Annotated in this window: 23 protein-coding genes and 3 pseudogenes; 11 read left to right on the top strand and 15 right to left on the bottom strand. The window is 70.2% G+C overall.

What is annotated here, in order from left to right; genetic code table 11:
• Nucleotides 1-151 precede the first annotated feature (151 nt).
• The 5 genes from V9G19_RS01610 to V9G19_RS01590 form a co-directional block, all read right to left on the bottom strand.
• Complete coding sequence (locus tag V9G19_RS01610; RefSeq protein WP_462283744.1) at nucleotides 152-2,872, bottom strand: HNH endonuclease signature motif containing protein; 2,721 nt, start codon at nucleotides 2,870-2,872, stop codon at nucleotides 152-154.
• A gap of 234 nt (nucleotides 2,873-3,106) precedes the next feature.
• Complete coding sequence (locus tag V9G19_RS01605; protein ID WP_462283743.1) at nucleotides 3,107-3,328, bottom strand: hypothetical protein; 222 nt, start codon at nucleotides 3,326-3,328, stop codon at nucleotides 3,107-3,109.
• A 38-nt stretch (nucleotides 3,329-3,366) separates the two neighbouring features.
• Nucleotides 3,367-3,504: a hypothetical protein gene (locus tag V9G19_RS01600; protein WP_462283742.1), complete on the bottom strand. Its 138-nt coding sequence runs from the start codon at nucleotides 3,502-3,504 to the stop codon at nucleotides 3,367-3,369.
• A gap of 280 nt (nucleotides 3,505-3,784) precedes the next feature.
• Nucleotides 3,785-4,768, bottom strand: coding sequence for a D-hexose-6-phosphate mutarotase (locus V9G19_RS01595; protein ID WP_462283741.1), 984 nt, complete (start codon nucleotides 4,766-4,768; stop codon nucleotides 3,785-3,787).
• A gap of 21 nt (nucleotides 4,769-4,789) precedes the next feature.
• Nucleotides 4,790-5,128, bottom strand: coding sequence for a putative immunity protein (locus V9G19_RS01590; protein WP_462283740.1), 339 nt, complete (start codon nucleotides 5,126-5,128; stop codon nucleotides 4,790-4,792).
• A 113-nt stretch (nucleotides 5,129-5,241) separates the two neighbouring features.
• Here V9G19_RS01590 and V9G19_RS01585 point away from each other — a divergent pair, with 113 nt between their 5' ends.
• On the top strand, nucleotides 5,242-5,751 hold the full coding sequence (locus tag V9G19_RS01585; protein WP_462283739.1) for a hypothetical protein: 510 nt from the start codon (nucleotides 5,242-5,244) through the stop codon (nucleotides 5,749-5,751).
• Between the two features lie 41 nt (nucleotides 5,752-5,792).
• On the opposite strand, the gene V9G19_RS01580 is transcribed toward V9G19_RS01585, so the two are convergent.
• The 3 genes and pseudogenes from V9G19_RS01580 to V9G19_RS01570 all read right to left on the bottom strand — a co-directional run bounded on the left by V9G19_RS01580 (nucleotide 5,793) and on the right by V9G19_RS01570 (nucleotide 7,817).
• A complete protein-coding gene (locus tag V9G19_RS01580; RefSeq protein WP_462283738.1) occupies nucleotides 5,793-6,236 on the bottom strand; it encodes a PaaI family thioesterase in 444 nt (147 codons plus the stop codon).
• A 37-nt stretch (nucleotides 6,237-6,273) separates the two neighbouring features.
• Nucleotides 6,274-7,270: pseudogene (gene arsB, locus V9G19_RS01575) on the bottom strand (ACR3 family arsenite efflux transporter).
• Between the two features lie 169 nt (nucleotides 7,271-7,439).
• Nucleotides 7,440-7,817: an ArsR/SmtB family transcription factor gene (locus tag V9G19_RS01570; RefSeq protein WP_462283737.1), complete on the bottom strand. Its 378-nt coding sequence runs from the start codon at nucleotides 7,815-7,817 to the stop codon at nucleotides 7,440-7,442.
• 106 nt (nucleotides 7,818-7,923) lie between these two features.
• Between V9G19_RS01570 and arsD the strand changes: the two genes are divergently transcribed.
• From arsD to V9G19_RS01540, 6 genes are all read left to right on the top strand, one after another.
• The gene (gene arsD, locus V9G19_RS01565) at nucleotides 7,924-8,787 is read left to right on the top strand and encodes an arsenite efflux transporter metallochaperone ArsD (protein ID WP_462283736.1); all 864 of its coding nucleotides are present in this window, start codon (nucleotides 7,924-7,926) and stop codon (nucleotides 8,785-8,787) included.
• 5 nt (nucleotides 8,788-8,792) lie between these two features.
• Nucleotides 8,793-10,580 (top strand): arsenical pump-driving ATPase, encoded by a 1,788-nt coding sequence (arsA, locus tag V9G19_RS01560; RefSeq protein WP_462283735.1) that lies wholly within the window; start codon nucleotides 8,793-8,795, stop codon nucleotides 10,578-10,580.
• A gap of 40 nt (nucleotides 10,581-10,620) precedes the next feature.
• Nucleotides 10,621-11,238 carry an arsenate-mycothiol transferase ArsC gene (locus V9G19_RS01555; RefSeq protein ID WP_462283734.1) on the top strand — a complete coding sequence of 206 codons (618 nt, stop codon included), beginning with the start codon at nucleotides 10,621-10,623 and terminating at the stop codon, nucleotides 11,236-11,238.
• A gap of 87 nt (nucleotides 11,239-11,325) precedes the next feature.
• On the top strand, nucleotides 11,326-11,748 hold the full coding sequence (locus V9G19_RS01550) for an arsenate reductase ArsC (protein WP_462283733.1): 423 nt from the start codon (nucleotides 11,326-11,328) through the stop codon (nucleotides 11,746-11,748).
• Nucleotides 11,749-12,061: 313 nt separating this feature from the next.
• Complete coding sequence (locus V9G19_RS01545) at nucleotides 12,062-12,259, top strand: hypothetical protein (RefSeq protein ID WP_462283732.1); 198 nt, start codon at nucleotides 12,062-12,064, stop codon at nucleotides 12,257-12,259.
• Between the two features lie 8 nt (nucleotides 12,260-12,267).
• Nucleotides 12,268-13,101: an alpha/beta fold hydrolase gene (locus V9G19_RS01540; RefSeq protein ID WP_462283731.1), complete on the top strand. Its 834-nt coding sequence runs from the start codon at nucleotides 12,268-12,270 to the stop codon at nucleotides 13,099-13,101.
• A gap of 68 nt (nucleotides 13,102-13,169) precedes the next feature.
• Here V9G19_RS01540 and V9G19_RS01535 read toward each other — a convergent pair.
• From V9G19_RS01535 to V9G19_RS01525, 3 genes and pseudogenes are all read right to left on the bottom strand, one after another.
• Nucleotides 13,170-14,190 (bottom strand): annotated as a pseudogene (locus tag V9G19_RS01535) (zinc-binding dehydrogenase).
• A 42-nt stretch (nucleotides 14,191-14,232) separates the two neighbouring features.
• Complete coding sequence (locus tag V9G19_RS01530) at nucleotides 14,233-14,925, bottom strand: (R)-mandelonitrile lyase (RefSeq protein WP_462283730.1); 693 nt, start codon at nucleotides 14,923-14,925, stop codon at nucleotides 14,233-14,235.
• On the bottom strand, nucleotides 14,849-16,330 hold the full coding sequence (locus V9G19_RS01525) for an MFS transporter (RefSeq protein ID WP_462283729.1): 1,482 nt from the start codon (nucleotides 16,328-16,330) through the stop codon (nucleotides 14,849-14,851). The genes V9G19_RS01530 and V9G19_RS01525 overlap by 77 nt, the downstream gene beginning before the upstream one ends.
• 27 nt (nucleotides 16,331-16,357) lie before the next feature.
• Here V9G19_RS01525 and V9G19_RS01520 point away from each other — a divergent pair, with 27 nt between their 5' ends.
• Nucleotides 16,358-16,699, top strand: a complete 342-nt coding sequence (locus V9G19_RS01520; RefSeq protein WP_462283728.1) for a rhodanese-like domain-containing protein — start codon at nucleotides 16,358-16,360, stop codon at nucleotides 16,697-16,699.
• Here the strand turns inward: V9G19_RS01520 and V9G19_RS01515 are convergent.
• Complete coding sequence (locus V9G19_RS01515) at nucleotides 16,656-17,279, bottom strand: TetR/AcrR family transcriptional regulator (protein ID WP_462283727.1); 624 nt, start codon at nucleotides 17,277-17,279, stop codon at nucleotides 16,656-16,658. The two genes, V9G19_RS01520 and V9G19_RS01515, sit on opposite strands and share 44 nt — an antisense overlap.
• A gap of 115 nt (nucleotides 17,280-17,394) precedes the next feature.
• Here V9G19_RS01515 and V9G19_RS01510 point away from each other — a divergent pair, with 115 nt between their 5' ends.
• Nucleotides 17,395-17,838: a hypothetical protein gene (locus tag V9G19_RS01510; protein ID WP_462283726.1), complete on the top strand. Its 444-nt coding sequence runs from the start codon at nucleotides 17,395-17,397 to the stop codon at nucleotides 17,836-17,838.
• A gap of 232 nt (nucleotides 17,839-18,070) precedes the next feature.
• Nucleotides 18,071-18,403 (top strand): hypothetical protein, encoded by a 333-nt coding sequence (locus V9G19_RS01505; protein WP_462283725.1) that lies wholly within the window; start codon nucleotides 18,071-18,073, stop codon nucleotides 18,401-18,403.
• Nucleotides 18,404-18,467: 64 nt separating this feature from the next.
• Here V9G19_RS01505 and V9G19_RS01500 read toward each other — a convergent pair whose 3' ends face one another.
• Nucleotides 18,468-18,824 (bottom strand): ArsR/SmtB family transcription factor, encoded by a 357-nt coding sequence (locus tag V9G19_RS01500; protein ID WP_462283724.1) that lies wholly within the window; start codon nucleotides 18,822-18,824, stop codon nucleotides 18,468-18,470.
• A gap of 78 nt (nucleotides 18,825-18,902) precedes the next feature.
• Here V9G19_RS01500 and arsM point away from each other — a divergent pair, with 78 nt between their 5' ends.
• Nucleotides 18,903-19,832 (top strand): arsenite methyltransferase, encoded by a 930-nt coding sequence (arsM, locus tag V9G19_RS01495; RefSeq protein WP_462283723.1) that lies wholly within the window; start codon nucleotides 18,903-18,905, stop codon nucleotides 19,830-19,832.
• Between the two features lie 130 nt (nucleotides 19,833-19,962).
• Here the strand turns inward: arsM and V9G19_RS01490 are convergent, their stop codons facing one another.
• Both V9G19_RS01490 and V9G19_RS01485 read right to left on the bottom strand, forming a co-directional pair.
• Nucleotides 19,963-21,555: an ABC transporter permease gene (locus V9G19_RS01490; protein ID WP_462283722.1), complete on the bottom strand. Its 1,593-nt coding sequence runs from the start codon at nucleotides 21,553-21,555 to the stop codon at nucleotides 19,963-19,965.
• Nucleotides 21,552-22,507, bottom strand: a pseudogene (locus tag V9G19_RS01485) (ABC transporter ATP-binding protein). Before V9G19_RS01485 ends, V9G19_RS01490 begins: the two are co-directional and overlap by 4 nt.
• Between the last annotated feature and the right edge of the window lie 4 nt (nucleotides 22,508-22,511).

Raw genomic sequence — 22,511 nt, 5'->3', positions numbered from 1 at the left:
CGTCCTGCAGGGGGTGCGGTATAGCTCACCTTCTGCAGGACGGTGGCCGGGGACCGGGAGGGATGAGTTCGCGGGCTCGGGCGCGTCTGGCGATTGTCCGGGGTCACCGCAAAGTATCGAAGCTGCGAGCGCAGGAGCTTTGTGGGGTGAACTAGAAGGGGGGTTCGTCGTCGGCACCGAACGATGGTTCGTCGTCGGCGGTGAGGTCGGGCGTCGGCCAGGGGAGGGGAAGGCGGGGGTAGATCGGGGCGGCGTAAACCTCCCCGCAGATGGGGCCGGTGGTGACGGTGGCGAAATCGCCCTCGGGGTCGAGCTCGCGGTGGGTGAACTCGCGGGCCCGTCGGGCCTCCTCGCGCGCGCGTCTTCGGGGTTGGGCAGCGCAGCGAGCCGCCTCGCTCGCGTGGGCGTCGGCGATCGCGCTGGCGAGGGCGTGTTCGAGGTAGTACACGAATTCGCTCATCGGGTCGGTGGGCCGGGTCCGACAGCCGGCTGAGGCGACCGGCGTCTCCGCGCCGGCGGTTGTCTCCGCGGCAACGGTTGTCTCTGCGGCGGCAGTTCTCGCCGCGGCGGCGGTTGTCTCCGCAGCAACGGTTGTCTCGGCGGCGGCAGTTCTCGCCGCGGCGGCGGTTGTCTCCGCAGCAACGGTTGTCTCGGCGGCGGCAGTTCTCGCCGCGGCGGCGGTTGTCTCGGCGGGCCGCGATTCGGCGGCAGCGTTTGTCTCGTCAGCCGCCGTTTCGTTTCTCCGCAGGGTCGAGGCGGTGCGGACGGTCCCCGGCCCGGGATCTAGTTCAGGTTCGGGCAGGACGATGGTGTGCAGGCGGTCGATGGGCATGCTCGATTGGACGGTGGCGGTGGGGCTGGTCCAGGTCACCGTCCCATCGGGGTGCAAACGGACGTGCCAGCCGGGGCGTTGTTTGATCCGGTGGTGGCGCCGGCACAGGCAGATCAGGTTGCTCGCGGCGGTCGGCCCGGTGGGCCAGGCGCGGACGTGGTCGAGGTCGCAAAACCGTAGCCCGATCGGGCAGCCGGGGAAGCGGCAGCGCCCGTCCCGGGCGCGCACCAGGGCGGTCAGGTCTTTGCCGGGGCGGTAGGCGGTGGTGGCCAGCCGGTCACCGATATCGAGCAGGGCCCCGGTGACCGGGTGGCACGGGGCCCGGGTGATCGTGGCGGTCGCGGCGCTTGCTTCGAGCCAGGCGCGGGTGACCAGCCACGGCGCGGTCGCGGTGCCGGTCACGATCTCGATTAGGTCCCCACCCGCCGTGCGGGGCGGGCAGCCCGCGCCGCGCACACCGGTGCCGGCGAAGCCAGTACCGCCGGTCTCGTCGGTGTCGTCGGTGTCGTCGGTGTCGCTGCCGGCGGGAGCGAAGGCGGTGCCGGCCAGGTCGCGCGCGGTGAGTTCCTCGCCGGCGTCGCGGTCACCCGGCGCCGGTTCCCGGTCGTCTATGTGCGTGTCGGTGCCTGGGCCCTGACCCGCCAGGTCATCGCGGGTGTCGCCGTCGTCGCTCTCGTCGTCGGTGTCACCGTCGCTGTCGTCGCCGCTGCCGTCGTCGGTGTCGGTGTCGTCGCTGTCGTCGCCGGTGTCGGTGTCGTCGTCGGTGTCGTCGCTGTCGTCGCTGTCGGTGTCCCGGCTGCCAGTGTCCGGGGTGCCGGCGTCATGATCGTCCACATTGTCGGTGCCGCGGCCGGGAGCGTCGGGGCGCCCGGCCCCGCCGGGCCCGTCACCGCGACCATCCGGAGCGTGCCCGCCGAGATCGTGACCGCTGGGGCCGTCGTCGTCCGGTCCGTGGGTGTCGTCACAGCCGGGGTGATCGGCGCGTGGCTCGTCGGTGTCGTCGTCACTAGGAATGTCGTCACCAGGAGTGTGGTCGTCGCCACCGCCGCCCATGCCGCCGGTATCGCCCGTGTCGGGGTCGCCCGGGTCGTCGGGGGTGTCGGGGGTGTCGGGGGTGTCGGGGTCGAGGACGGTGGCGGGCACGCCCAGGGCCAGGGAGACGTCGATGGTCGCGTTCCCGCAGACCAGATCGGTCAACGCCTTGCCGCGGGCGGCCTCGATCGTCGGGCACACCTTGTCCGCCAGGTAGGCGTGGGCCAACGCATCCACCGCCTGCCACGCCACCAAAGCGTCCTCACACGGGAACCGGCCGATCCACTCATCGACCCCATCCCCGACCGCCCGCCGGGTCACCCCCACCCGGGCCCGCTCCCGGGTGGCACGTTGACGCACGAACTCCGGGCTAATCGACGCCAACAACCGCCGGACCCGCCGCCGCAACTGCGGCGCCGTCTCCCCCGGGAAGTACTCGCTGATCGCGGCGACCACCGCCGCCGCCACATCAGGCGGAACCTCAGCCAACTCCTGGGCGACCACCGAGGCCCGGTAACCATCCAAGGTCCCGGCCGCTTGCGCCGCCCGCAACCCGCCCAGGCCGGTGCACGCCGGCTGCGGCGGGGCACCGAGCACCGGCTCGTCCGGCAACCCGCCCGGCGGGTCCTCCCAGGAGTCTTCGTGCAGGGTGAACCGGTCCCCGGCGATCGCCAACGCCGCATCCACCCGGTGAGCGGCGAACGCCCGGGTCGCGGTCAACGCGTGCGCGACCAGGTCTTCCCCGTCCAACACCGCCCGGCCCAGCCCGATCACCCGCTCCGAAAGGGTCCCGTCCTCGTCCCAGTCGTCCTCGATCGCGACCAGCCGCACGATCGCCGCGTCCTGCGCCGCGGTCAAAGTGTTGATCGCGGCCTGGCACTGCCCGACCAGCGCCTGCCAGCCCGCCCGCGACCGGGAGGCACACCCCTGGGACGCCGAGGCCACCACCTCGGCAAGACCCGCGCACAGCGCTGCCATGGCCGGGTCGCCCGACCCGGCACCCGCCATACCCCCACTAACCGCAATCACTCCGGTCTACACCCCCTGTGTATGCCCCTAGTCTACTCGAACATAATCGTGAGAGCAAGGTCTCTGGAAGGAGATTTCGCATTTAGTAGCATGCGAATTCAGCGTCCACTACCTGTTCTGACCGGTAACTCCGACTGGTGGGGGACAGCATGAGCTGACCGGGGCAGTGCGCTGACTCGGTGGTCGGTGCGGGCGGTGAGTTGTGGGTTGTGGTCAGGCGATGGCGTTGAGGGTGACTTCGTAGCCGAGTGCCTCGAGCTGACGGATGTGGTCTAGACCGATTTCGGCGATGATGACCTGGGCGAGGTGCGGGCCGACGCCGGGGATCTCATCGAGGATCGCGATCAGGTCCGCCGCGGTGCGTGGCGTCGGTGCCCGGACGGGCTCGCTGGGGCCGGGACCCTCGGTGGCAATGTGAACCGATCCCTGCAACATCCGGGCCAGCTCGCCGTGGTGCTCGTCGAACTGGCCGATCAGGCCTGCACCAGCGCCGCGTGCTTGCTTCTCATCCGGCCCCGGGCCAGGTCGGCCAGCGCGCGCGGGTCACGCCGCCCGGCGATCAGGGCCTCGAGCATGTCTGCCACCGACAGGGTGTCGATGAGGGAGGCCACCACCGAGACCCTTGATCAACGCGTCCTCGCACAGCTGCTCCAACCGGCCCCAGTGTCGTACCCGGTCGGCAGTCAAGTCCACCCGTAACCGGGGTGTCCCAGGCGTCACCGGAAGGGAATGGAGACTGATCTGACCTTGGTCAGACCGCACTGCTAAAGACGCAGCGTTGGCCCGGCTTGGGGGGGTCACTGGCGCTCGGTGTCAACGAGGAGTCGGTGCTGACACGTGCCGCGGGATGCTCAGCCATCGCGTCCATCAAGGACCCCCACGGCTCCCCCGTCATCGCGTTGGCTCTGGCCGGGGCCGCGCTGCACGCTCGCTCGTCACCAGCACGGTGAGTTCCTGGACGAGCTGGACGAACCCCGGGAGGTCCCGCCCAGCGTCCCGGAGTATTCGCGGAGGGATCGTCAGCGCGCCCGGGCCGATCGCCGCCGCCTCGATGCAGACGAACCCTCGCCAGTCGGAGACATCCGCCATCGTCGGGCCCTTCTCGCGGCCCGGATTCCACACGACCGTGTGCGTCGCGCCCTCGCTGCCTACGCGCAGCGCGTGGTCGTTATCACGCAGGATCACCGGCTCGCTCGTGGCATAGATCCGATCGATCTCTTCCCCGAACGGGATGGCCCCTGACTGCACGGCGTCGCGGCCGGCGACCTTGTCGTGGTAGCTCACGCCGTCGAGACGCTCGATGGTGATGGCCTCGACGTCGGAGACCGCGAGATACGTGTGCAGCGCGGCCTCGCACCTGACCGGCTCCTCGGTGTAGTTGAACAACGTCAGGACGACCCTGAGCGAGTCCCGTCCGGTCCGCGCCTGCAGGTCCGCGCGGGTGCCGGGTGGCCATCCCTCGGCTCCCGCGACGCCGTCTAGCCCCGAACTGCCGCGCGGATTACGCTCTCCCAGAGCAAATTCCAGATCGACCGCCTCGGGATCGTCGTCATAGTCGAAGCCCCAGCCGGCCAACTCCCACTGCGCCAGCCGCGCCGGGCCGTGCGCCGGTTTGCGTTGCCCGTCCGGCCCGCCGCCAAACCACGGATAGATCACCGGTATGCCGCCGCGGATCGCCTTGTCCGCGGCATACTCCGCCGTGGTCGAGAGCCACAATCGTTCCCGGCCGTGGCAGCGCCAGCTGGTCACCTGCCCGCCGTGGGTATGCACGGTGACCTCGCCGGCCGCTGTCGCCGCCAGGTAGCGTTCGCGCGGCATTCCCGCGTCGATCAGTCGCGCCCACTCGGGAAGCTGGAAGTCCTCGGTCTCGCTCATGCACACATCCTGCCCGACCGGCTATTCACCAAACACGTGCCAGCAAATGTCGTTGCGGCGCAACTGGTCTGCCAACACAAGATCTCGGACTTGCTCCGGAGGCCGGTCACGCTGCCAGGCGAGTTCGCCCTTGCGGGCGGCTGCGGCGTCGGGCGGCGCCGCCGCGGCTTGGGCGGCCCGGATCGCGTATGCCGCTGCGCCCAAGTCGTGTTCGGCGACGTGGGCGACGGCCCCGGCCTGGCCGGCGACATACGCGGCGAATCGGGCCGCACCCGTAAGTGGTCGGGCCGCGCCCATGGCGTGACCGCCGAGAGCGCGTGCCTGCGTCAGCCGCGGATCGCGGACTGCCGGGAGGATCATCGCTCGGCAACCTCCCTGCGGACATCCGCGTGATCCGCTCGCAGCACCGACCTACCCTACGCCGCAGGAGACTGCTCACCGAGCGCGGTTGGGCACGCGCATACGATCCGGGTATGGATGACGCGAAGTTCGCCGCGTTCCTGGAGATCGCGCGAGCGCTGAACAGGCGCGGGATCACCCCGCTGCTGTGCGGGTCGTTGGGGCTGGAGGTGGTGACCGGGCGCGGCTGGAAGCCGCAGGATATCGACCTGTTCGTCCCCGGGGACCCACGCGGCTGGGGGGCACCGGAGGAGGAGATGATCCATCAGTGGGAGGAGATCGTCGATCTCATGGCCACCCTCGGCTATCGGCTCATCGACCTGCACGAGCACGAGTTCGCCACCGACGAGGGATTGCACGTGCAGTTCGGCGACCTCGACACGTTGCCCGAGTTCGCCGGCATCGCGGTGAATTCCGTGCGCCGCCATCCAGATCCACGGGCGGACTACTGCCTCCTGACCATGGAGCAGTACTTGGCGCTGTATTCGGCCTCGCTGCTCGACGGTTACCGGGACGACGGCTCCGGGCACAAGGACGAACCCAAGATCGCCTACCTGCGTGAGGTCATCTCCCGGGCACAGTGAGCCCCGGCCGGTCCCTTCGACCACGGTCGAGGCGGGAGCGGTCAGGCCAGCAGGTCGACCCGGATCATCGTGGTCGTCATCGTGGCGCAGTGGGTCTCGGCGCCGCTCTGAACGGCATACGCATCGCCGTGACAAACGGTGATCGTCCGACCGGAGCGGATGATCCGGCCACGGGCGATCAGCGTGTCTCCCTTGGCGGGCGCGAACAGGTTGATCTTGAACTCCACGGTGAGCACTTCCGATCCGGCCGGCATGAGCGTCAACGCGGCATAGCCGCACGCCGTGTCCACGATCGAGGTCGTGACGCCGCCGTGGAAGAAGCCTTGCTGCTGAGTCAGGTGCGCGGCATACGGGACCTCGATCTCGACGAACCCGGGCTCGCAACGCGTCATCGAGGACCCGAAATGGGTCATCAGGCCCTGCTTGGCAAAGGAGCCGCGGACAACCGATTCGAAGTCGGGATTGCGCGCCGTGAACCCACTCATCCGGCAGCCGTCCAATGCACGAGCATCAGTATGGAGCTCACGCCGCCTGGACGCGAGTGGGGTGCGCAAACCGCCGCCGCAGGGCGAGGCTGACATACACGAGGCCGACGAGTACCGGCACCTCGATGAGCGGTCCGACGACGCCGGCTAGCGCCTGGCCACTCGCGGCGCCGAAGGTCGCGATCGCCACGGCGATGGCGAGCTCGAAGTTGTTGCCGGCCGCGGTGAACGCGAGGGTCGTGGTGCGTTCATAGGTCATCCCGAGGCCCTTGCCGAGCAGGTAGCCGCCGCCCCACATGATCGCGAAGTAGGCGAGCAGCGGGAGCGCGATCCGGGCGACGTCGAGGGGGCGGTTGGTGATTTGCTCGCCCTGGAGGGCGAAGAGGATCACGATCGTGAAGAGCAGTCCATAGAGCGCCCACGGCCCGATCTTGGGCAAGAACGATTGCTCGTATGCCGCTCGCCCCCAACGCTTTTCGCCGATCCTGCGCGACAGGTAGCCGCCGAGCAGCGGGATGCCGAGGAAGATAAGCACGCTCTTGGCGATCTGCCAGGCGGAGACGTCGAGGGTGGCTTGGTCGAGCCCGAGCCAGCCGGGCAGGATCGAGAGATAGAACCAGCCGAGCGCGGCGAAGGCGATCACCTGGAAGATCGAGTTGAGCGCGACGAGGACGGCAGCGGCTTCGCGGTCGCCGCAGGCGAGGTCGTTCCAGATGATCACCATGGCGATGCAGCGGGCCAGACCGACAATGATCAGCCCGGTCCGATAGGCCGGCAGGTCGGGCAGCAACAGCCAGGCGAGGGCGAACATCAGCGCCGGCCCGATCAGCCAGTTGAGGACGAGCGAGGCGACCAGCATCCGCTTGTCACCGGTGACGGTGTCGAGCCGGTCGTAGCGCACCTTGGCCAGCACCGGATACATCATCACGAGCAATCCGAGGGCGATGGGCAGCGAGACCCCGTCGATCTCGACGGCGCTCAGGGCCTCGCCGAGCCCGGGGATGATCCGGCCGAGGAGCGAGCCCGGCCACCATGGCCGCGCCGATCCACACCGGCAGGAAGCGGTCGAGGGTGGTCAGCTTGCTCGCCACCGAGTCGTGGTGTTGGACCTGGGCGGTCACGGGGGTCTCCTTCGGAGGGTTCGAGTCGGTGGGTCGAGTCGCTATGCCGCGCCTGCCGGGCGCTCTTGGGCGAGTGGCGGCGTCAGCAGCAGGTGGATTGATCCGGCGTCGGGAGGTCGAGGAAACCCCGCACTCCCGCAAGGGCCTCGGGGCGCACGGTCCAGTGGACCCAGCGGCCCCGCTTCTCGCGGGTCACCAGGCCGGCGCCATGCAGCTTGGCCATGTGGAAGGACAGGGTGGGCTGGGTGATGCCCAGGGCGTCCGGCAGGTGGCAGGCACAGGCCGTGCCGGCCTCGGACTGGGCGAGATAGCGCAGCAGCCGGACCCGCGTCGGGTCGGCGAGGGCCTTGAAGACGTCGGCGATGACGTCCGCCTCGGCCGCCGGCAGCAGGTCACAGTCGGCGCCGGCGCAGCAGACATCGGCGCCGGCCGCGGTGTCCACCGGCTGGATCGTCGTCATGAGGCACACCATACATCGACATATTGACATTCGTCTATGAGTAGCGTTGACTCATCCATAGAGGATCGTCGATACGCGATCCGAGGAGTTCATGAAGGGATCTCAGGTGGCGACGACGCAGCGTCCATCGGTGTTGTTCGTGTGTGCCAAGAACGGTGGGAAGTCGCAGATCGCGGCCGCGCTGATGCGCCAGCTCGCCGGCGACGGCGTCGAGGTGCTGTCCGCGGGCACCAAGCCGGGGCCGGCGCTCAACGAGGAGTCCGCCGCCGCTGTGGCCGAGGTCGGCGCCTCCCTGGCCGGCGAGCAGCCGAAGCCGATCGACCCGGCCGTCCTGGCCCGGGTGGACCGGGTGGTCGTTCTCGGCTCCGAGGCGAGCGTCGAGCCGGTCGCCGGGATGCGCGCTCGCATCGAGACCTGGGAGACCGACGAGCCGTCGACGCGCGGCATCGAGGGGATGGAGCGGATGCGCCTGGTGCGCCAGGACATCGCCGCCCGGGTGGGCGCGCTGTATGCGGAGCTGACCGGCGCCACCGAATCGGTTGCGGGACCGGTGATTCGGGTCTTCGAGCCGGCGCTGTGCTGCAACACCGGCGTCTGCGGCCCCGATGTCGACGAGAGCCTGGTCCGCTTCACCGCCGACCTGGAGCATCTGCGCGGCCTCGGTGTCGACATCACCCGCCACAACCTCGCCAACGACCCGGGGGCCTTCGCCGCCGAGCCGGCCGTCACCGGCTTCCTCAAGGTCGCCGGCTCCGCGGGGCTGCCGCTGGTGCTCGTCGACGGTGTCACCGTGGCGACCGGCCGCTACCCCGATCGCGCCGAGTTGCTGCGCCTCGCCGGCCGCGAAGCCGAGGGGGCGGCGCCCGAGGGCCGCACCGACCTCGGCCTCACCGCAGCAGGCACCACCGCCGCGCCGTCCGGGGGCGGCTGCTGCGGAGGGTCCGGACCGGCCGAGCCCGGCTGCTGCTGATCGCCATGCCGACGACCCCTTGCCCCGGCTTCCTCGAGGACCTGCCCCGCTTCGCCTTCTTCACCGGCAAGGGCGGCGTCGGCAAGACCTCGCTGGCCTGCGCCGCCGCCACCCGGCTCGCGGATGCGGGCGAGCGGGTGCTGCTCGTCTCGACCGATCCGGCCTCCAATGTCGCCCAGGTCTTCGGCCAGGAGATCGGCAACCGGATCACCCCGATCATCGCCGTCCCCGGGCTGGACGCGATGGAGATCGACCCGCAGGGGGCGGCCGCGGCATACCGAGAAAGAATCGTCGGACCGGTTCGCGGGCTGCTACCCGAGGCCGAGATCGCCGCGATCACCGAGCAACTGTCGGGGTCGTGCACGACCGAGGTCGCCTCGTTCAACGAGTTCACCGACCTGCTCGCCGACGACGCGCTGATCGCGCCCTATGACCACGTGCTCTTCGACACCGCACCGACCGGGCACACGATCCGGCTGCTGCAACTGCCCGGTGAGTGGACCACCTTCCTCGACGCCGGCAAGGGCGATGCCTCCTGCCTCGGCCCGATGGCCGGGCTGGACAAGGCGCACAGCACGTATGCCGCGGCTCTCGCCCGCCTGCGCGACCCGCGTCAGACCCGTCTGGTCCTCGTCGCCCGGGCGCAACCGTCCGCCCTCGGCGAGGCGGCTCGCACCGCCGACGAGTTGGGCGCCGTCGGCATCACCGGGCAGCATCTGGTCATCAATGCCGTTCTCCCGCAACCGGATCACGCTGGTAGCGATGAGCTGGCCGGGGCGGTAAATGACCGCGAGCAGCGTGCTCTAACCCACCTGCCGGCCCGGCTGACCGGCCTGCCCCTGACGACGATCCCGCTCCGGCCCGCCGCGGTCTTGGGGGTGGACCTGTTGCGCGAGCTGTTCGCGGCCGAGCCGTCCCTCGCTGCGCCGGCGGCTTCCGGTCCGGCCCCGGCCGATGCGCTGCCCGGCCTCGACGCGCTCGTCGACGAACTCGCCGGCGCCGACCACGGGCTCGTCCTGTGCATGGGCAAGGGCGGGGTCGGCAAGACGACCGTCGCCGCGGCGCTCGCGATCGCCCTCGCCGAACGCGGCAAGACCGTGCACCTGTCGACGACCGATCCGGCCGCCCACATCGAGGACGTGCTCGGCGGGACCATTGCCGACCACCTCACCGTCTCGCGGATCGACCCGCACGCGGCGATCGCGGCATACCGAGAACGCGTCCTGACCACCAAGGGCGCCCACCTCGACGCCGACGGGCGGGCCCGCCTGGCCGAGGACCTGATGTCGCCGTGCACCGAGGAGGTCGCCGTCTTCGGCGAGTTCTCTCACTTGGTTTCCCAGGCGCGACGACAGTTCGTCGTCATCGACACCGCCCCGACCGGGCACACGCTGCTGCTCATGGACGCCACCGGCTCCTATCACCGCGACATCGTCCGCAACCTCGACGAGCAGCAATCTGCCCACGTCACGACCCCGCTGATGCGACTGCAGGACCCGAACTTGACGCACGTCGTCATCGTCACCCTCCCGGAGGCAACCCCGGTCCAGGAGGCGCTCGACCTGCAGGAGGACCTGCAGCGCGCTGGCATCAACCCATGGGCCTGGGTGGTCAACCAGTCCCTGGCCGCAACCGGCACCACCGATCCGCTGCTCGCCGCCCGAGCCGCCGCCGAGGCGCACTATCTCGCTCGCGTCGACGCTCTCGCCCCGCGTGTCGCGGCGGTGCCGCTCCTGGCCCGGGAGCCGGTCGGTTCACGCGGCCTGCACGCCCTGATCCATCAACCCGCCTGACCCCACCCCTGCCGCCCTGCACCGAACGGAGCCACCGAGAATGGACCTCGACCGCGACACCGTGACCCGCCAACTCGTCGACGACCTGAGCTACTCCAATCGCGACGTCTTCGACACCGACGTCATCGAAGCCGCCGTGACCGGGGCCTGGGATCTGCTCGCGCCCCCGTCAACGATCTCGACCTATCTGCCGATCCTCGTCGCCCGCCAGGCCCGGGAACAGTTGATGGCCACCGCCCAGGCCGAGGGCCGGATCGCCAAGAAGGTCCCCGAGCTGCTCTTCGTCTGTGTCCAGAACGCCGGCCGCTCCCAGATGGCGGCCGCGCTTGCCGAGCATCTGTCGGCCCGGCGGGTGCATGTCCGCTCCGCCGGTTCGGCGCCGACCGGGGAGATCCATCCCGTCGTCGTCGAGGTGCTGCGCGAACGCGGGATCGCGTTGGGCACGGCATACCCGAAACCGTTGACCGACAGCGTCGTTCGAGCTGCCGACGTCATCATCACGATGGGGTGCGGCGACAGCTGTCCCTACTTCCCCGGCAAGCGCTACGAGGACTGGGAGGTCGCCGACCCGGCCGGGCAATCGATCGAGGTGGTCCGGGAGATCCGCGACGACATCCAGGCCCGCGTCACCGCCCTGTTGCGCAGCGTGCTCCACTGACCCCCGATCCGCCACGTCGTTCGTCCACGATCCGCATTCCCCTGATCCGCAAACCCCTGATCCGCAAACCCCTGAAAGGCTGCCCTCATGTCCGAGACGCCCCAGCGCCCCTCCGTGCTCTTCGTGTGTATCCACAACGCCGGCCGCTCCCAGATGGCCGCGGCATACACCGACCATCTGTCGGGGGGAGCGGTCGAGGTGCGCTCGGCCGGGTCGGCTCCCGCCGAGACGATCAATCCGGCCGTCCGCGAGGCACTGCTGGAGGAGGGGATCGACATCTCGGCCGAGAAACCGAAGATCCTCACCACCGAGGCGGTCGAGGCTTCCGATGTGGTCATCACGATGGGCTGCGGCGACACGTGCCCGATCTTCCCCGGCAAGCGCTACGAGGAATGGGTGCTGGCGGACCCGGCCGGCCAGGGAGTCGAGGCGGTGCGCCCGATCCGCGACGAGATCAAGGCGCGCGTCCGGACCCTGCTCGGTGAACTCGGCGTCGAACCCACGGTTTAGATCTGGCACTAGGTGCGTGCCGGAGCGGCCAGCGCGAGGGTGTCCAGCAACAGGTGAGGTATACGGCACCTTCTGCAGGACGCCGGAGCGGGCCAGCGTGGAGCCGCAGCCTGCACGCCCTGGTGACAACGCTCGACCGTGCCGCTGACCGGATACTGCACGCGGACTTCGGCATCGGCTACGCCCAGTTCCTGTCTCTCTCTATGGCATTCAGGTCCTCGACGGAGCCACTCAGCGAGACCTCGCCGCGTGGCTTGGGTCGACCGAACCCGCGGTGAGCCGCCAAGTCCGAGGATTGGCATCCGCCGGTCTGGTGACCATCTCCGCCTCGCCCGCTGGCGGTCATCGCCGGCATGTGCAACTCACCGACACCGGCCACGACCTCGTGCGCGGCGCCGGCGCCCACGTGGAACAGCGGCTCGCCGAGGCACTGGCCACGGCGGATGTCGGGTATGCCGAGTACGCCTCCTCGACCGAGCGGTTGCTCGCCGCGGTCAGGACGTCCGCGTGAAGCATCCGATGAGTCCCGAGGTCCGCGGTTTCGTCAGGAGCGCCGACGGCACCTCGATTGCCGTCCATACTCTTGGCGGCGACGGCCCGGACCTCATCGTCCTCGGCGGGACCTTGCAGGACGCCGGCAACTATGCGGGACTGGGGCAGCTGCTCAGCCGGGACTTCACCGTGCACATCCTCGATCGCCGCGGCCGCGGCCGCAGCGGACCGCACGGGTGCGAATACTCGCTCGCCAAGGAAGCCGAGGACCTGGCCGCCATCCAAGCGAGCACCGGTGCCCGTCTCGCGTTTGGTCAATCGTACGGTGGGCTCATTCTCCTCGAAGCGTTGACCCGTGGACTGACCCTCTCTGCGGCAAGCGTTTTCGAGCCGGGGGTCTCAATCGACGGCTCGATTGAGACCGACTGGCTCTCCGACTATCGCGAGCGCCTGGCACGCGGGGACGCGCGCGGCGCGTTCGCCCGGTTCATCGGATCCAATCCGCACGCGCCGGCCATTACCCGGCTGGTGCCCCTGTGGTGCCTGCGAGCGGCCCTCGGCGCAATGCCTGGTTTCCCCGCCCGAATCGCACCCCTGCTCGCCGGCAACGCACTGGAGCACGAACAAATCACGCTGCGAGACAACACCCTCAATGCCTACCAGACCATCCGGACTCGCCTTCAGCTCCTCGCCGGAGGCAAGAGCCCTAAGGACGTCATCGACACGGTGGGCCGGCTCAGAAGTGTCATCCCAGATGCCGAAGCGGTGGTCATCCCAGGTCTGCGCCACCGCAGTCCCACCACCAGGCGCCCCGCGGCGCTCGCCGGCGTCATCCGGGACTACCTGGCCGACGGCCGATGACTCCCCGCAGCCCGGCGCGGACGTGCGCGGGCCACGGACTGCTCAGATGTCCTCGGGTGGCTCGTGAGTCACGGAACGAGCATGACTTTCAGGGCCTCACGGTCGTCCATTAGCCGGTAGGCCTCGGGCGCCTCGTCGAGGCTCAGCACCCGATCGAACACCTTGCCCGGGTTCAGCTTCCCGGCAACGACCTCGGGCAGCAGCTCCTCGAGGTAGGCGCGGACCGGGGCCGGCCCACCGGTGAGGGTTAGATTGCGCCCGAAGAGGCTCGCGAAGCCGACGCCGGCCTCCTCATACTGCGGGACCCCGACCCGGCTGATGATCCCGCCGGAGCGGACCACGCCGAGCGACTGGGTGTAGGCCGGCAAGTGGCCGACCGCCTCGAGGACGACTCGGGTTCCGAATCCGCCGGTCAACTCCTTGACCTTGGCGATGCCTTCCTCGCCGCGTTCGGCGACGACATCGGTGGCACCGAACTCGCGGCCAGATCGGTCCGATCGGTATGCCGCCCCATCAGGATGATCTGTTCGGCACCAAGGCGTTTCGAGGCGAGCACTGCGGAAAGCCCAACGGCGCCGTCACCGATGACCGTCACCGTGGATCCCGGCCCAACCCGTCCCATGAACGCGGCGTGGTGGCCGGTGAGGAAGACATCGGAGAGGGTGAGCAGCGACTTCAGCTGCCCATCGTCTTCGGTCGCCTCGGTGGCCACGAGAGTCCCGTCGGCCTGCGGCACGCGCAGCGCCTCCGCCTGGGCGGCGCTGAAGAAGCCACCGTGCGGGCAGGCGGTCTGGAAGCCGTCGCGGCAGATCGGGCAGGTGTTGTCTGAGTAGGCGAACGGCCCGATGACGAAGTCACCCGTGCGGATCTTGGCGACCTCCGAGCCGGTCTCCTCGACGACGCCGATGAACTCGTGGCCCTCGTCTGGCCCTCATCGGAGGCCGGCATCGAGTGATAGGGGTGCAGGTCGGAGCCGCACACGCAGGCCCGCACGACGCGGACGATCGCGTCGGTCAGCTCCACGATGGTGGGCTCTGGCCGGTCCTCGACGCGAACATCGCCGGGGCCATACATGAGAGTTGCGCGCATTGTGTGAGTATCCTTGCTGTGGAATGAGGTTCGGGCGGCGGATCAGTGGGCGACAGCGATGGCCATGGCGGCGGCATACTCCTCGTCGGTGACCGGCTCGAGCCAGGTCGCGGACCCGCCCTCGTCGTCGACCTCGAGCAGCGCCAAGTGGGCCATCATCTGGCCGGAGACGGCACCGTGCCAGTGCTCCTCCTCGGGCGGGGTCCAGATGGTCTCGCCGGCGGTGATGACCAGGACGGTCCCGTCCCGGGCGACGACAACGCCCTTGCCGTCGGTGCCGTGCAGGCACTGGCCGAGCGGGTGGCGGTGCCAATGCGTCCGCGCGCCGGGAGTGAAGCGGACCAGCGTCGCGGTCATCCGGTTGGGGTCGGTGCCGGAATAGATCGGGGAGCCGTAGACATCGCCGGTGAACCAGTCGGCCGGGCCCTTGAAGGTGTCCTTGGCGGGCAGCTTCTCCATGAGAGTCGTTCTCCTTGCGGTGGATCGGTATGGACGTGGCTCAACTCGGTCGGGCCGCCTGCCGGGGTCGCGGGCGAAGGCGAGGACGATCGCCGTGCCGAGCAGGGCGAGCCCGCCGTGGCCGAAGGCGATCGCGACCGTTCCCACATGATGGCTCAGTTGGCCGGCGATCAGGTTGGGAAGGAGGGCGCCGGTATAGCTATAGCAGGCGAGGAAGATCGCCGACATCAGCGGGGCCCGCTGGGCGTGGGTGGCGCCGGTGAGCAGGCCGCGCATGCTCGCGCTGACGGCGATGCCCTGGCCGAGGCTCGCGACGACGGTCGCCAGGACCAGCCCGATCACGTTCCGGCCGACCAGCCCGGCGAGGATGCCGCCGACGCCGGCGAGGAAGACGGCCATTCCGAGCCGGTGGGCCACCGCCGGTCGCACGTGCCTGGTCAGCGGCACTCCGAGCACCCCGGGCGCCATATAGGCGGCGAAGAGCAGCGCGACGATGAGTGCATTGCGGCTGTCCAATTGGTCGGGCGATCGTCGGCACGAAGGACTGATAGAACGCCCCGAGCGCCCAGGTCGCGCAGAATACGCTGACGGCGACCGGCAGCAGCGGGCGGGCGGCGGCCGGCACGTGGAGGCGCGGGCGCAGCGAGGCCAGCGCACCCGGCGTCCGCCGACCCGTCTCGGGCGCGGTGACCAGCAGCGCGAGGCAGGTCAGCAGGAGGGCGGCCATCACGGCATACACCAGCACGCGGGCGTGCGGAACGTATTGGACGATCGCGCCCGAGGCGAGCGAGCCGAGGGTCAGGCCGACCATCGGTGCCTGCGAGGTGACCGCGGTCGCGATCCACGCGGGCTCGCGCGGGGCGGCGTCGACGATGTAGGTCGTCAGGGCGCTCGAGGCCAGCCCCGCGCCGAGTCCCATGAGGGAGCGCCCGGCCAGCAGGACGGCCAGGCCGGTGACGTCGAGGAAGACGATGCACGCGGCGAGCATCGCCAGGAGCGTGGCGAGGGCGACCGGGCGGCGGCCGACCTGGTTGGCGAGGCGCCCGAGGCAGAGCAGCGCGAGGATCGTCCCGGCGAAGTAGGCGACGACGCTCAGCGACAGGTCCGCGGTTGTCAGCCCATCCTCCGCGCCCCCCCCAGCCGGGAATAGGGCCGGGCCGATGTCAGGCGGGGTCAGGCCGGCGCCAGGTTCGTCAGCGTCGCGGCCGTCGGGGACCCGGGCTACGGCGGTATAGACGACGACCCGCAACCGGTCATAGCCGATCGGGCGCAGCCCCTGGAAGTCCAGGGCCAGGCGCCCGAGCGCCGGATGGTTGATCTCGCGGGTCCCGAACTGCTGGAAGGCGACCCGGTGACTCTCCCAGGCCTCGACGAATTCCGCGCTGCGGGCCTGCAGCTCCTCGACCATGGTGTGCAGGGTGGGGTTGCCAGGGTCGCGGGCGAGGGCGGAGCGGAGGAAGAAGACGCCCTGGTCGGCCCATTCGCGCCAGTCGACGAAGAAGTCGCGGGCGCGCGGGTCGACGAAGAGGAAGGCGATCGCGTTGGGGCGCTCCGAATGTTCGAAATGCCACGGATAGAGGGCCCGGCCGGCCGGATGGCGCGGGAAGTGGCTGTCGGGCGGAACCGGCGTCGTGGCGCGGCGGGCGCGCAGGAAGGCGCCCAACTCGCGGCGCCGATTCATGGGCGAACCCTAGCCCGGAGCCGTTTCATGCGCCCGGTGGTCGCCGCCTTCGCCGACGAGCACCGCGGCGAGCGGCATACGTTTGGGGTATGCCGCTCGGGGACGGTCATTCTCGATGTCCGGACGCACGAGGAGTTTGCCACGGGGCACCTGGCGGGGGCGCGGAACATCGACGTCGGCTCGCCGGACTTCACCGAGACGGTCGCGGCGCTGCCGAAAGACGGGACGTATGCGCTCTATTGCCGCTCGGGCAATCGCTCCGGGCAGGCGTTGAGCGCCATGACGCAGCTGGGCTTCACCCGCGTCTATCACCTAGCCGGCGGCATCAGCGCCTGGGAGAGCGCCGGGCAGCCGGTGACGACAGACTGACCGCGGCCCCGTCATCCGCCGTCGGCCGCAGCCCGGCGAGATAGACCTCCACCAGCCACGCACGCAGGCCGGGAGCCGCGTCGCCGAGCAGCGCGGGCAGGGGCCGGCTGAACGCGGCCAGTCCTGCCTGGAAGAACAGCGTCGTCACGTCCGGGCGCACCAGACCGGCCCGCTTGGCGAGGTCCAGTAACCGTTCGATCTCGCCGAGCCCTTCGGCGCGCAGGTCCAGGAGGTCGCTCGGCAGATCCGCCAGGGCCCGATCGGCGACGAGTTGGGGCACCAGGGGCCCGAGCTCGAGCGCCACCAGATCGTCGACGACGTCCCGCCACGCCGCGGCCGCATCCGCGCCGCTCAGCCGTTCCCGGTGTCGCCGGCAGATCGCGGTGACCTGCTCCAGGACGTCGGTGAGCAGACCGACGATCAGATCGTCCGGGGTGGGGAAGTGCCGATAGAGCGTCCCGATGCCGACGCCGGCCTCGGCGGCGATCTGGCTGAACGGCGCCGACGTGCCGCGAGCGGCATACAACTGCCGGGCCGCCGCGAGCAGCGCCTCTCGATTGGCCCGAGCGTCCGCGCGCATGCCTCTCATCCTTCCCCGGCCGGGACCGGCCGACGTGCCAACATCCTAACCGGAGGATTATACTCCATATAAGGCGGAGGAAAACCCTCCGGATTGATCAGGAAGGCCACCAGCCATGACCACCACCCTCGACCCGGTCGCGACCATCGACCTCCCCACCCCCACCGAGGCGCCGGACCGGCCGGCCAAGCTGATCGCCCTCGTTGCCGGCCTGATCACCATCGTCTGCGCGATGCTCTTCGCCTTCGCCGCTCCCTCGTTGAACTCCGGCGCCCACAACCTGTCGCTGGCGGTCAGTGGCCCGTCGGCGGCGACCGGCCAGCTCGTCGCCGGCCTGGAGCAGAAGAGCCCGGGCACCTTCGACGTCACGACCTATGCCACCGCGGCCGAGGGGGCCGAGGCGATCACCAACCGGGAGGCGATCGGTGGCATCGCGGTCGGCGCCGGCGGGATCACGATCCAGACCGCGGCCGGCGCGGGCACGCTCTACAAGGCGGCCCTGACCGCGATCGGGACCCAGCTGCAGGCCGCGGGCAGCAGGTCACCTATCAGGAGCTAGCGCCGACGACGGCGAAGGACCCCAATGGCAGTGCCATCGCGACACTCGGTATGCCGCTCATGTTCGGCGGCATGGCCGCCTCCGCCCTGCTGCTGATGGCCTACAAGGGCCGCCCGCGCAACCGGTCGTCGCCGTCGCCGCCCTGGCCCCGCTCGCCGGGCTCGCCGCGACCGCCATCCTGCAGTTCGGCTTCGGCGCCTTCGACGGCAACTACCTGCTCACCTCGGCCGCCGTGGCTCTCGGCATCCTCGCCATCGCCTTCCCGGTCCTCGGTCTCGAGCAGCGCTTCGGCACCGCCGGCCTCGGCATCATGGGTGTCATCCTGACGTTCCTTGCCAACCCGCTCTCCGGCCTGGCGACCGGCCCGCAGTGGCTGCCCGCCTTCTGGGGCCAGCTCGGCCAGTTCCTGCCGATCGGTGCCGCCGGCACCGCGATCCGCTCGGCCGTCTACTTCGGTGGCGCCGGCGCGACGCAGGCGTGGATCGTGCTGGCCGGCTGGACGCTGGCCGGCCTCGCCCTCGCGCTGATCGTCAGCCGGAAGAAGGCCGCCACGACGGCCGCGTGACGGCGCTCGTGGCCGGGCACGGCCTGAGGTGCGGCCCGGACGTCGCCGGCGTTCGGATCGAACCTCAGGCCGTCGGCGTCGAGCAGGAAAGCAGGGTCGCAAGCTCGTCGAGGACGCGCGGCTGGATCCAGTAGTAGACCCAGGTCCCCCGGCGCTCGCAGTCGACGACTCCGGCTTCGCGCAGCACCTTCAGGTGATGGCTGATCGTCGGCCCCGAGAGGTCGAACTGGGGAGTCAGATCACACACGCAGGCCTCCGGCGCCGCGGCGATCAGCGAGGCCAGGCGCAGCCGGACCGGATCGCCGAGGGCCTTAAAGACCGGGGCCAACCGGGTCGCGGCATCCGCATCCAGCGCCACGGCGCCGAGGCCGCAACATCCGGCCGTCCGGACGGAAGGAGTGGCGAGGTCGACCTGAGTCACGCTCCTATCTTGACATCTATCGAATAAGAATGCGACGCTGAGCGGGCTGATTCGATGAACATCAAGACAAGAGTGATCATGACCCAGGTGCCGATGAGTGACGAGCAGGTCACCGAGGCCGTCCGAGATCGGTATGCCGCGGCCGCCCGCGCCCGGCTCGCCGCCCACATACCCGGCTGCGGTTGCGGCAGTTCGTGTTGCGGCACCGGCGAATCACGAGCCGAGCACGAGCCGGCCTCCGGGGGCTGCTGCGCTCCCGGCTGCTGCGCCGACGACTCGGCCGCGGACCCGATCACGCGGAACCTCTACGACGCCGACGACACCCCGTCGGCGGGGGCGCTGTCCGCCTCCCTCGGGTGCGGCAATCCCACCGCCCTGGCCGACCTGCGGCCCGGCCTGGACGTGCTCGACCTCGGCTCCGGCGGTGGTCTCGACGTGCTGCTCTCGGCGCGGCGGGTGGCACCCGGGGGTACGGCATACGGCGTCGACATGACCGAGGAGATGCTGGCCCTGGCCGAGCGCAACCGGACCGAGGCGGGCATCGAGAACGCCCGCTTCGTCAAGGGGGCCATCGAGGAACTGCCGCTGCCCGACGGCAGCGTCGACGTCGTCATCTCCAACTGCGTGATCAACCTCTCCCGCGACAAGGACGCCGTGCTGCGCGAGGCCCACCGCGTGCTGCGGCCGGGCGGCCGGCTGGCGGTCTCGGACATCGTGCTGCTGCGGGAGATCGCTCCGCAGTGGGCCGGGCTGGTCGGGCTGTGGACCGGATGCGTCGCCGGAGCCTTGCGGGACGAGGTCTATCTGGACAAGCTCGTGGCGGCCGGCTTCGAGCGGCCCAGCGTCGAGGTGACCCGGCGCTATACGCGGGCGGATCTGGAGGACCTGGCCGAGCAGTTGGACGCCGCCGACCTCCCCGCGGGGTTGACCAAGGCGGCGGCGGTGGCGGCCCTCGACGGCGCCTTCGCCTCGGCCTTCATCCGGGCCCAGCGCAGCGAAGCGTCCTGATCGCGGACACTCAAACGATCAATAGCGATCGATCCACCGCGGTTGCACGATCAAACCAGCGTGTCGGGCTTCCATTGATTGTTTGACTGTCCGGGCCTGGTGAGCTGCACGACTTTGTGGGGTGACTAGACTAGATGATGTCGCGGCGGCGGTAGCCGGCGAACCCGACGGTCAGGAACACGAGGATGGCCAGGGCCAGCCAGCCCAAGCCGCTCCAGTCGGGCGCTGCAGCGTTGACGATGGGAACGTGGCACAGCGGGCTGATCGCGAGGATGTAGTCCGGCAGTTTGAAGGTCGGGCCGAGCAGGGTCAGCCCGAAGGTCGCGAGGATGCCCAGCCAGCCCACCAGCCGCCGGCTCGGTTTGGCACCGACGGCGGCGGTCGCGAGCCCCACCAGCACCCAGACCGCGGGCACGGTGACGAGCGCCTGCCGGACCACATCGCCCCACGAGAGGGTGGCCTCGCTCGCGCGGGAGGCGACCCAGCCGAGCCCGGTGCCGGCGAGCACCATACCGATCGCGGTGGCGACAACGGCGAGAATGACATTGCTGGCCAAGTAGATCGGCCGCCGCAGGGGGGCGGCCAACAGCGGCTCGACCCGGTAGTCCGTCTCCTCGGCATAGATGCGCATGATGATCTGGACGCCCATGATGGCGGCGACGATGCCGATCAGCTGCAGGACGGTGGCGACGAAGGCCGCCGTGATGCCGCCCTTGGTCACGGCCCCGGAGGCGAGGATCTGGCCCATGGCCGGGTTCTGGGCGATGACCTCGCCGATCGAGGTGACGAGATTGCCGAAGAGCAGGCCCATCCCGGTCAGGCCGATCAGCCAGCCGATGAGCGCGCCCCGGTGCAGGCGCAGCGGCAACCCCCAGACGGTCGAGGCCCAACCCCCTTCGGCGGGGCCGGGGCGCAGCGGGATCAGCCCGAAACCGAAGTCGCGGCGGCGCTGCAGCATGAACGCTAGGGCGACGAGGATGACGGCGAGGGCCAGGGCGAGGCCCAACGGCCACGGGTCGTTCTTGACCGAGGGCTCGGTCTGCTCCAGCCAGCCCAGCGGCGTGATCCAGCCGGCCCACTCGGATGCGGTGCTGGAGTCGACATAGCCGCGCACGGCATACAGCACGCCGAGCGCGCCGATCGCCATGGCCGAGGCGCTGCGCGAGTCCGACCCGAGCTGGCTGCTGACGGCGGCGACCCCGGCGAACATCAAGCCCGAGGCGGTGAAGGTGGCCGAGATCATCGCGGTCGAGGCGACCTCACCGCCGCTGAGCCAGGTGAGCAGGAAGCACGCCACACCGAGCGCGACGGAGGCGATCACCGCCATGAGGACGGCGGTCATCAGGCGGGACTGGCGGCCCAGGACGTTGGCGGCGAGCAATTCGGCCTGCCCCGAGTCCTCCTGGGCGCGGCTGTTGCGCACGACGATGAGGATGGCCATCAGCCCGGCGAAGAGCGCCCCGAGCATGCCGGCGCGCCAGGCATTGAAGCCATCCGGGGTGAGCATGTCGCGCGCTTTGCCGAAGACGAGGGACAGGGCGGGGTTGGCCCCCAGGGTCATGGCGAGTTCCCGGCGCTGGTTCAGGTCGGTGAAGATCCACCGGTAGGCGAGGATCGAGGACGCCGACAGGACCGAGATGAGCATGACCCAGGGGGCGATATTCCGGGCGTCCTGACGGATCGACGCCGCCGTCAGCGTGCGGGTCCCCGTGACGGCGCTCACCGGTTGCCCTCCGCGGCAGTCGTATTCGGCGACCGTGGGGCGCCTCCGGCCTCGGCGTACTCGCGCAGGAAGAGGTCCTCGAGCGAGGCGGGAGAGACGGTCAGGCGAGACATCCCATAGGGCACCAGGGCCGCCATGGCGTCGTTGACCCGATCGGGGTCCACGGCGGCGGTCAGCCGGTTGTGCTCGTCGAGGTGGACGTCGCGGAGCACCGCTAGGCTAGGGCGCCGACGTCGTCCGGCCGGCGCTGCAGCACCGCCGAGACCGAGACGTGTGTCTGGGCGCGCAGGTCCTCCAGCGTGCCGGTCTGGACGATCTCGCCGAGCCGGATGATGCTGACCCGGTCGGCCAGGGCCTCGACCTCGCTGAGGATGTGGCTGGAGAGCAGCACCGTGCGGCCGTTGGCCTTGTCCATGGCGATCTCGTCCTGGAAGGCCGCCTCCATCAGCGGGTCGAGGCCCGAGGTCGGCTCGTCGAGGATGAGTAGCTCCGCGTCGGAGGCGAGCGCCGCCACGATCGCGACCTTTTGCCGATTGCCCTTGGAGTATTGCCGGCCCCGCTTGGTCGGGTCGAGCTCGAAGCGCTCGATCAGTTCCGAACGCCGGGCGCGGTTCAGGCCGCCGCGCAGATTGCCGAGCAGGTCGATGGCCTCGCCGCCGGACAGACCCGGCCAGAGCACGACATCGCCCGGCACATACGCCAGCCGGCGGTGCAACGCGACGATGTCGCTCCACGGGTCGCCGCCGAGCAGCGTGACCGACCCCGCCGTGGCGCGCAGCAGCCCGAGCAGCACGCGGATCGTCGTGGACTTGCCGGCGCCGTTGGGGCCGAGGAAGCCGTGCACTTCGCCGGTGCAGACCGTCAGGTCGACACCCTTGAGAGCGGTGAAGTCGCCGAACGTCTTCACGAGACCGGCAATGCGGATCGCGTTGTCCGCCGGGGTGGTCGTCATGTTT

This window comes from Nostocoides sp. (assembly GCF_037045025.1).
Taxonomy (GTDB): Bacteria; Actinomycetota; Actinomycetes; order Actinomycetales; family Dermatophilaceae; genus Nostocoides_A.
Note: the sequence above shows the minus strand (reverse complement) of the source record. Positions and strands in the feature narration are given on the sequence as shown.

What these genes read in the sequence shown, in the direction of transcription:
- V9G19_RS01610 (WP_462283744.1), bottom strand. Translation starts at nt 2,872, where the DNA reads ATGGCGGGTGCCGGGTCGGGCGACCCGGCCATGGCAGCGCTGTGCGCG.
- V9G19_RS01605 (WP_462283743.1), bottom strand. Translation starts at nt 3,328, where the DNA reads ATGTTGCAGGGATCGGTTCACATTGCCACCGAGGGTCCCGGCCCCAGC.
- V9G19_RS01595 (WP_462283741.1), bottom strand. Translation starts at nt 4,768, where the DNA reads ATGAGCGAGACCGAGGACTTCCAGCTTCCCGAGTGGGCGCGACTGATC.
- V9G19_RS01590 (WP_462283740.1), bottom strand. Translation starts at nt 5,128, where the DNA reads ATGATCCTCCCGGCAGTCCGCGATCCGCGGCTGACGCAGGCACGCGCT.
- V9G19_RS01585 (WP_462283739.1), top strand. Translation starts at nt 5,242, where the DNA reads ATGGATGACGCGAAGTTCGCCGCGTTCCTGGAGATCGCGCGAGCGCTG.
- V9G19_RS01580 (WP_462283738.1), bottom strand. Translation starts at nt 6,236, where the DNA reads ATGAGTGGGTTCACGGCGCGCAATCCCGACTTCGAATCGGTTGTCCGC.
- V9G19_RS01570 (WP_462283737.1), bottom strand. Translation starts at nt 7,817, where the DNA reads ATGACGACGATCCAGCCGGTGGACACCGCGGCCGGCGCCGATGTCTGC.
- arsA (WP_462283735.1), top strand. Translation starts at nt 8,793, where the DNA reads ATGCCGACGACCCCTTGCCCCGGCTTCCTCGAGGACCTGCCCCGCTTC.
- V9G19_RS01555 (WP_462283734.1), top strand. Translation starts at nt 10,621, where the DNA reads ATGGACCTCGACCGCGACACCGTGACCCGCCAACTCGTCGACGACCTG.
- V9G19_RS01550 (WP_462283733.1), top strand. Translation starts at nt 11,326, where the DNA reads ATGTCCGAGACGCCCCAGCGCCCCTCCGTGCTCTTCGTGTGTATCCAC.
- V9G19_RS01540 (WP_462283731.1), top strand. Translation starts at nt 12,268, where the DNA reads ATGAGTCCCGAGGTCCGCGGTTTCGTCAGGAGCGCCGACGGCACCTCG.
- V9G19_RS01530 (WP_462283730.1), bottom strand. Translation starts at nt 14,925, where the DNA reads ATGCGCGGCCTGCTCACCGGCGCCACCCACGCCCAGCGGGCCCCGCTG.
- V9G19_RS01525 (WP_462283729.1), bottom strand. Translation starts at nt 16,330, where the DNA reads ATGAATCGGCGCCGCGAGTTGGGCGCCTTCCTGCGCGCCCGCCGCGCC.
- V9G19_RS01520 (WP_462283728.1), top strand. Translation starts at nt 16,358, where the DNA reads ATGCGCCCGGTGGTCGCCGCCTTCGCCGACGAGCACCGCGGCGAGCGG.
- V9G19_RS01515 (WP_462283727.1), bottom strand. Translation starts at nt 17,279, where the DNA reads ATGCGCGCGGACGCTCGGGCCAATCGAGAGGCGCTGCTCGCGGCGGCC.
- V9G19_RS01510 (WP_462283726.1), top strand. Translation starts at nt 17,395, where the DNA reads ATGACCACCACCCTCGACCCGGTCGCGACCATCGACCTCCCCACCCCC.
- arsM (WP_462283723.1), top strand. Translation starts at nt 18,903, where the DNA reads ATGACCCAGGTGCCGATGAGTGACGAGCAGGTCACCGAGGCCGTCCGA.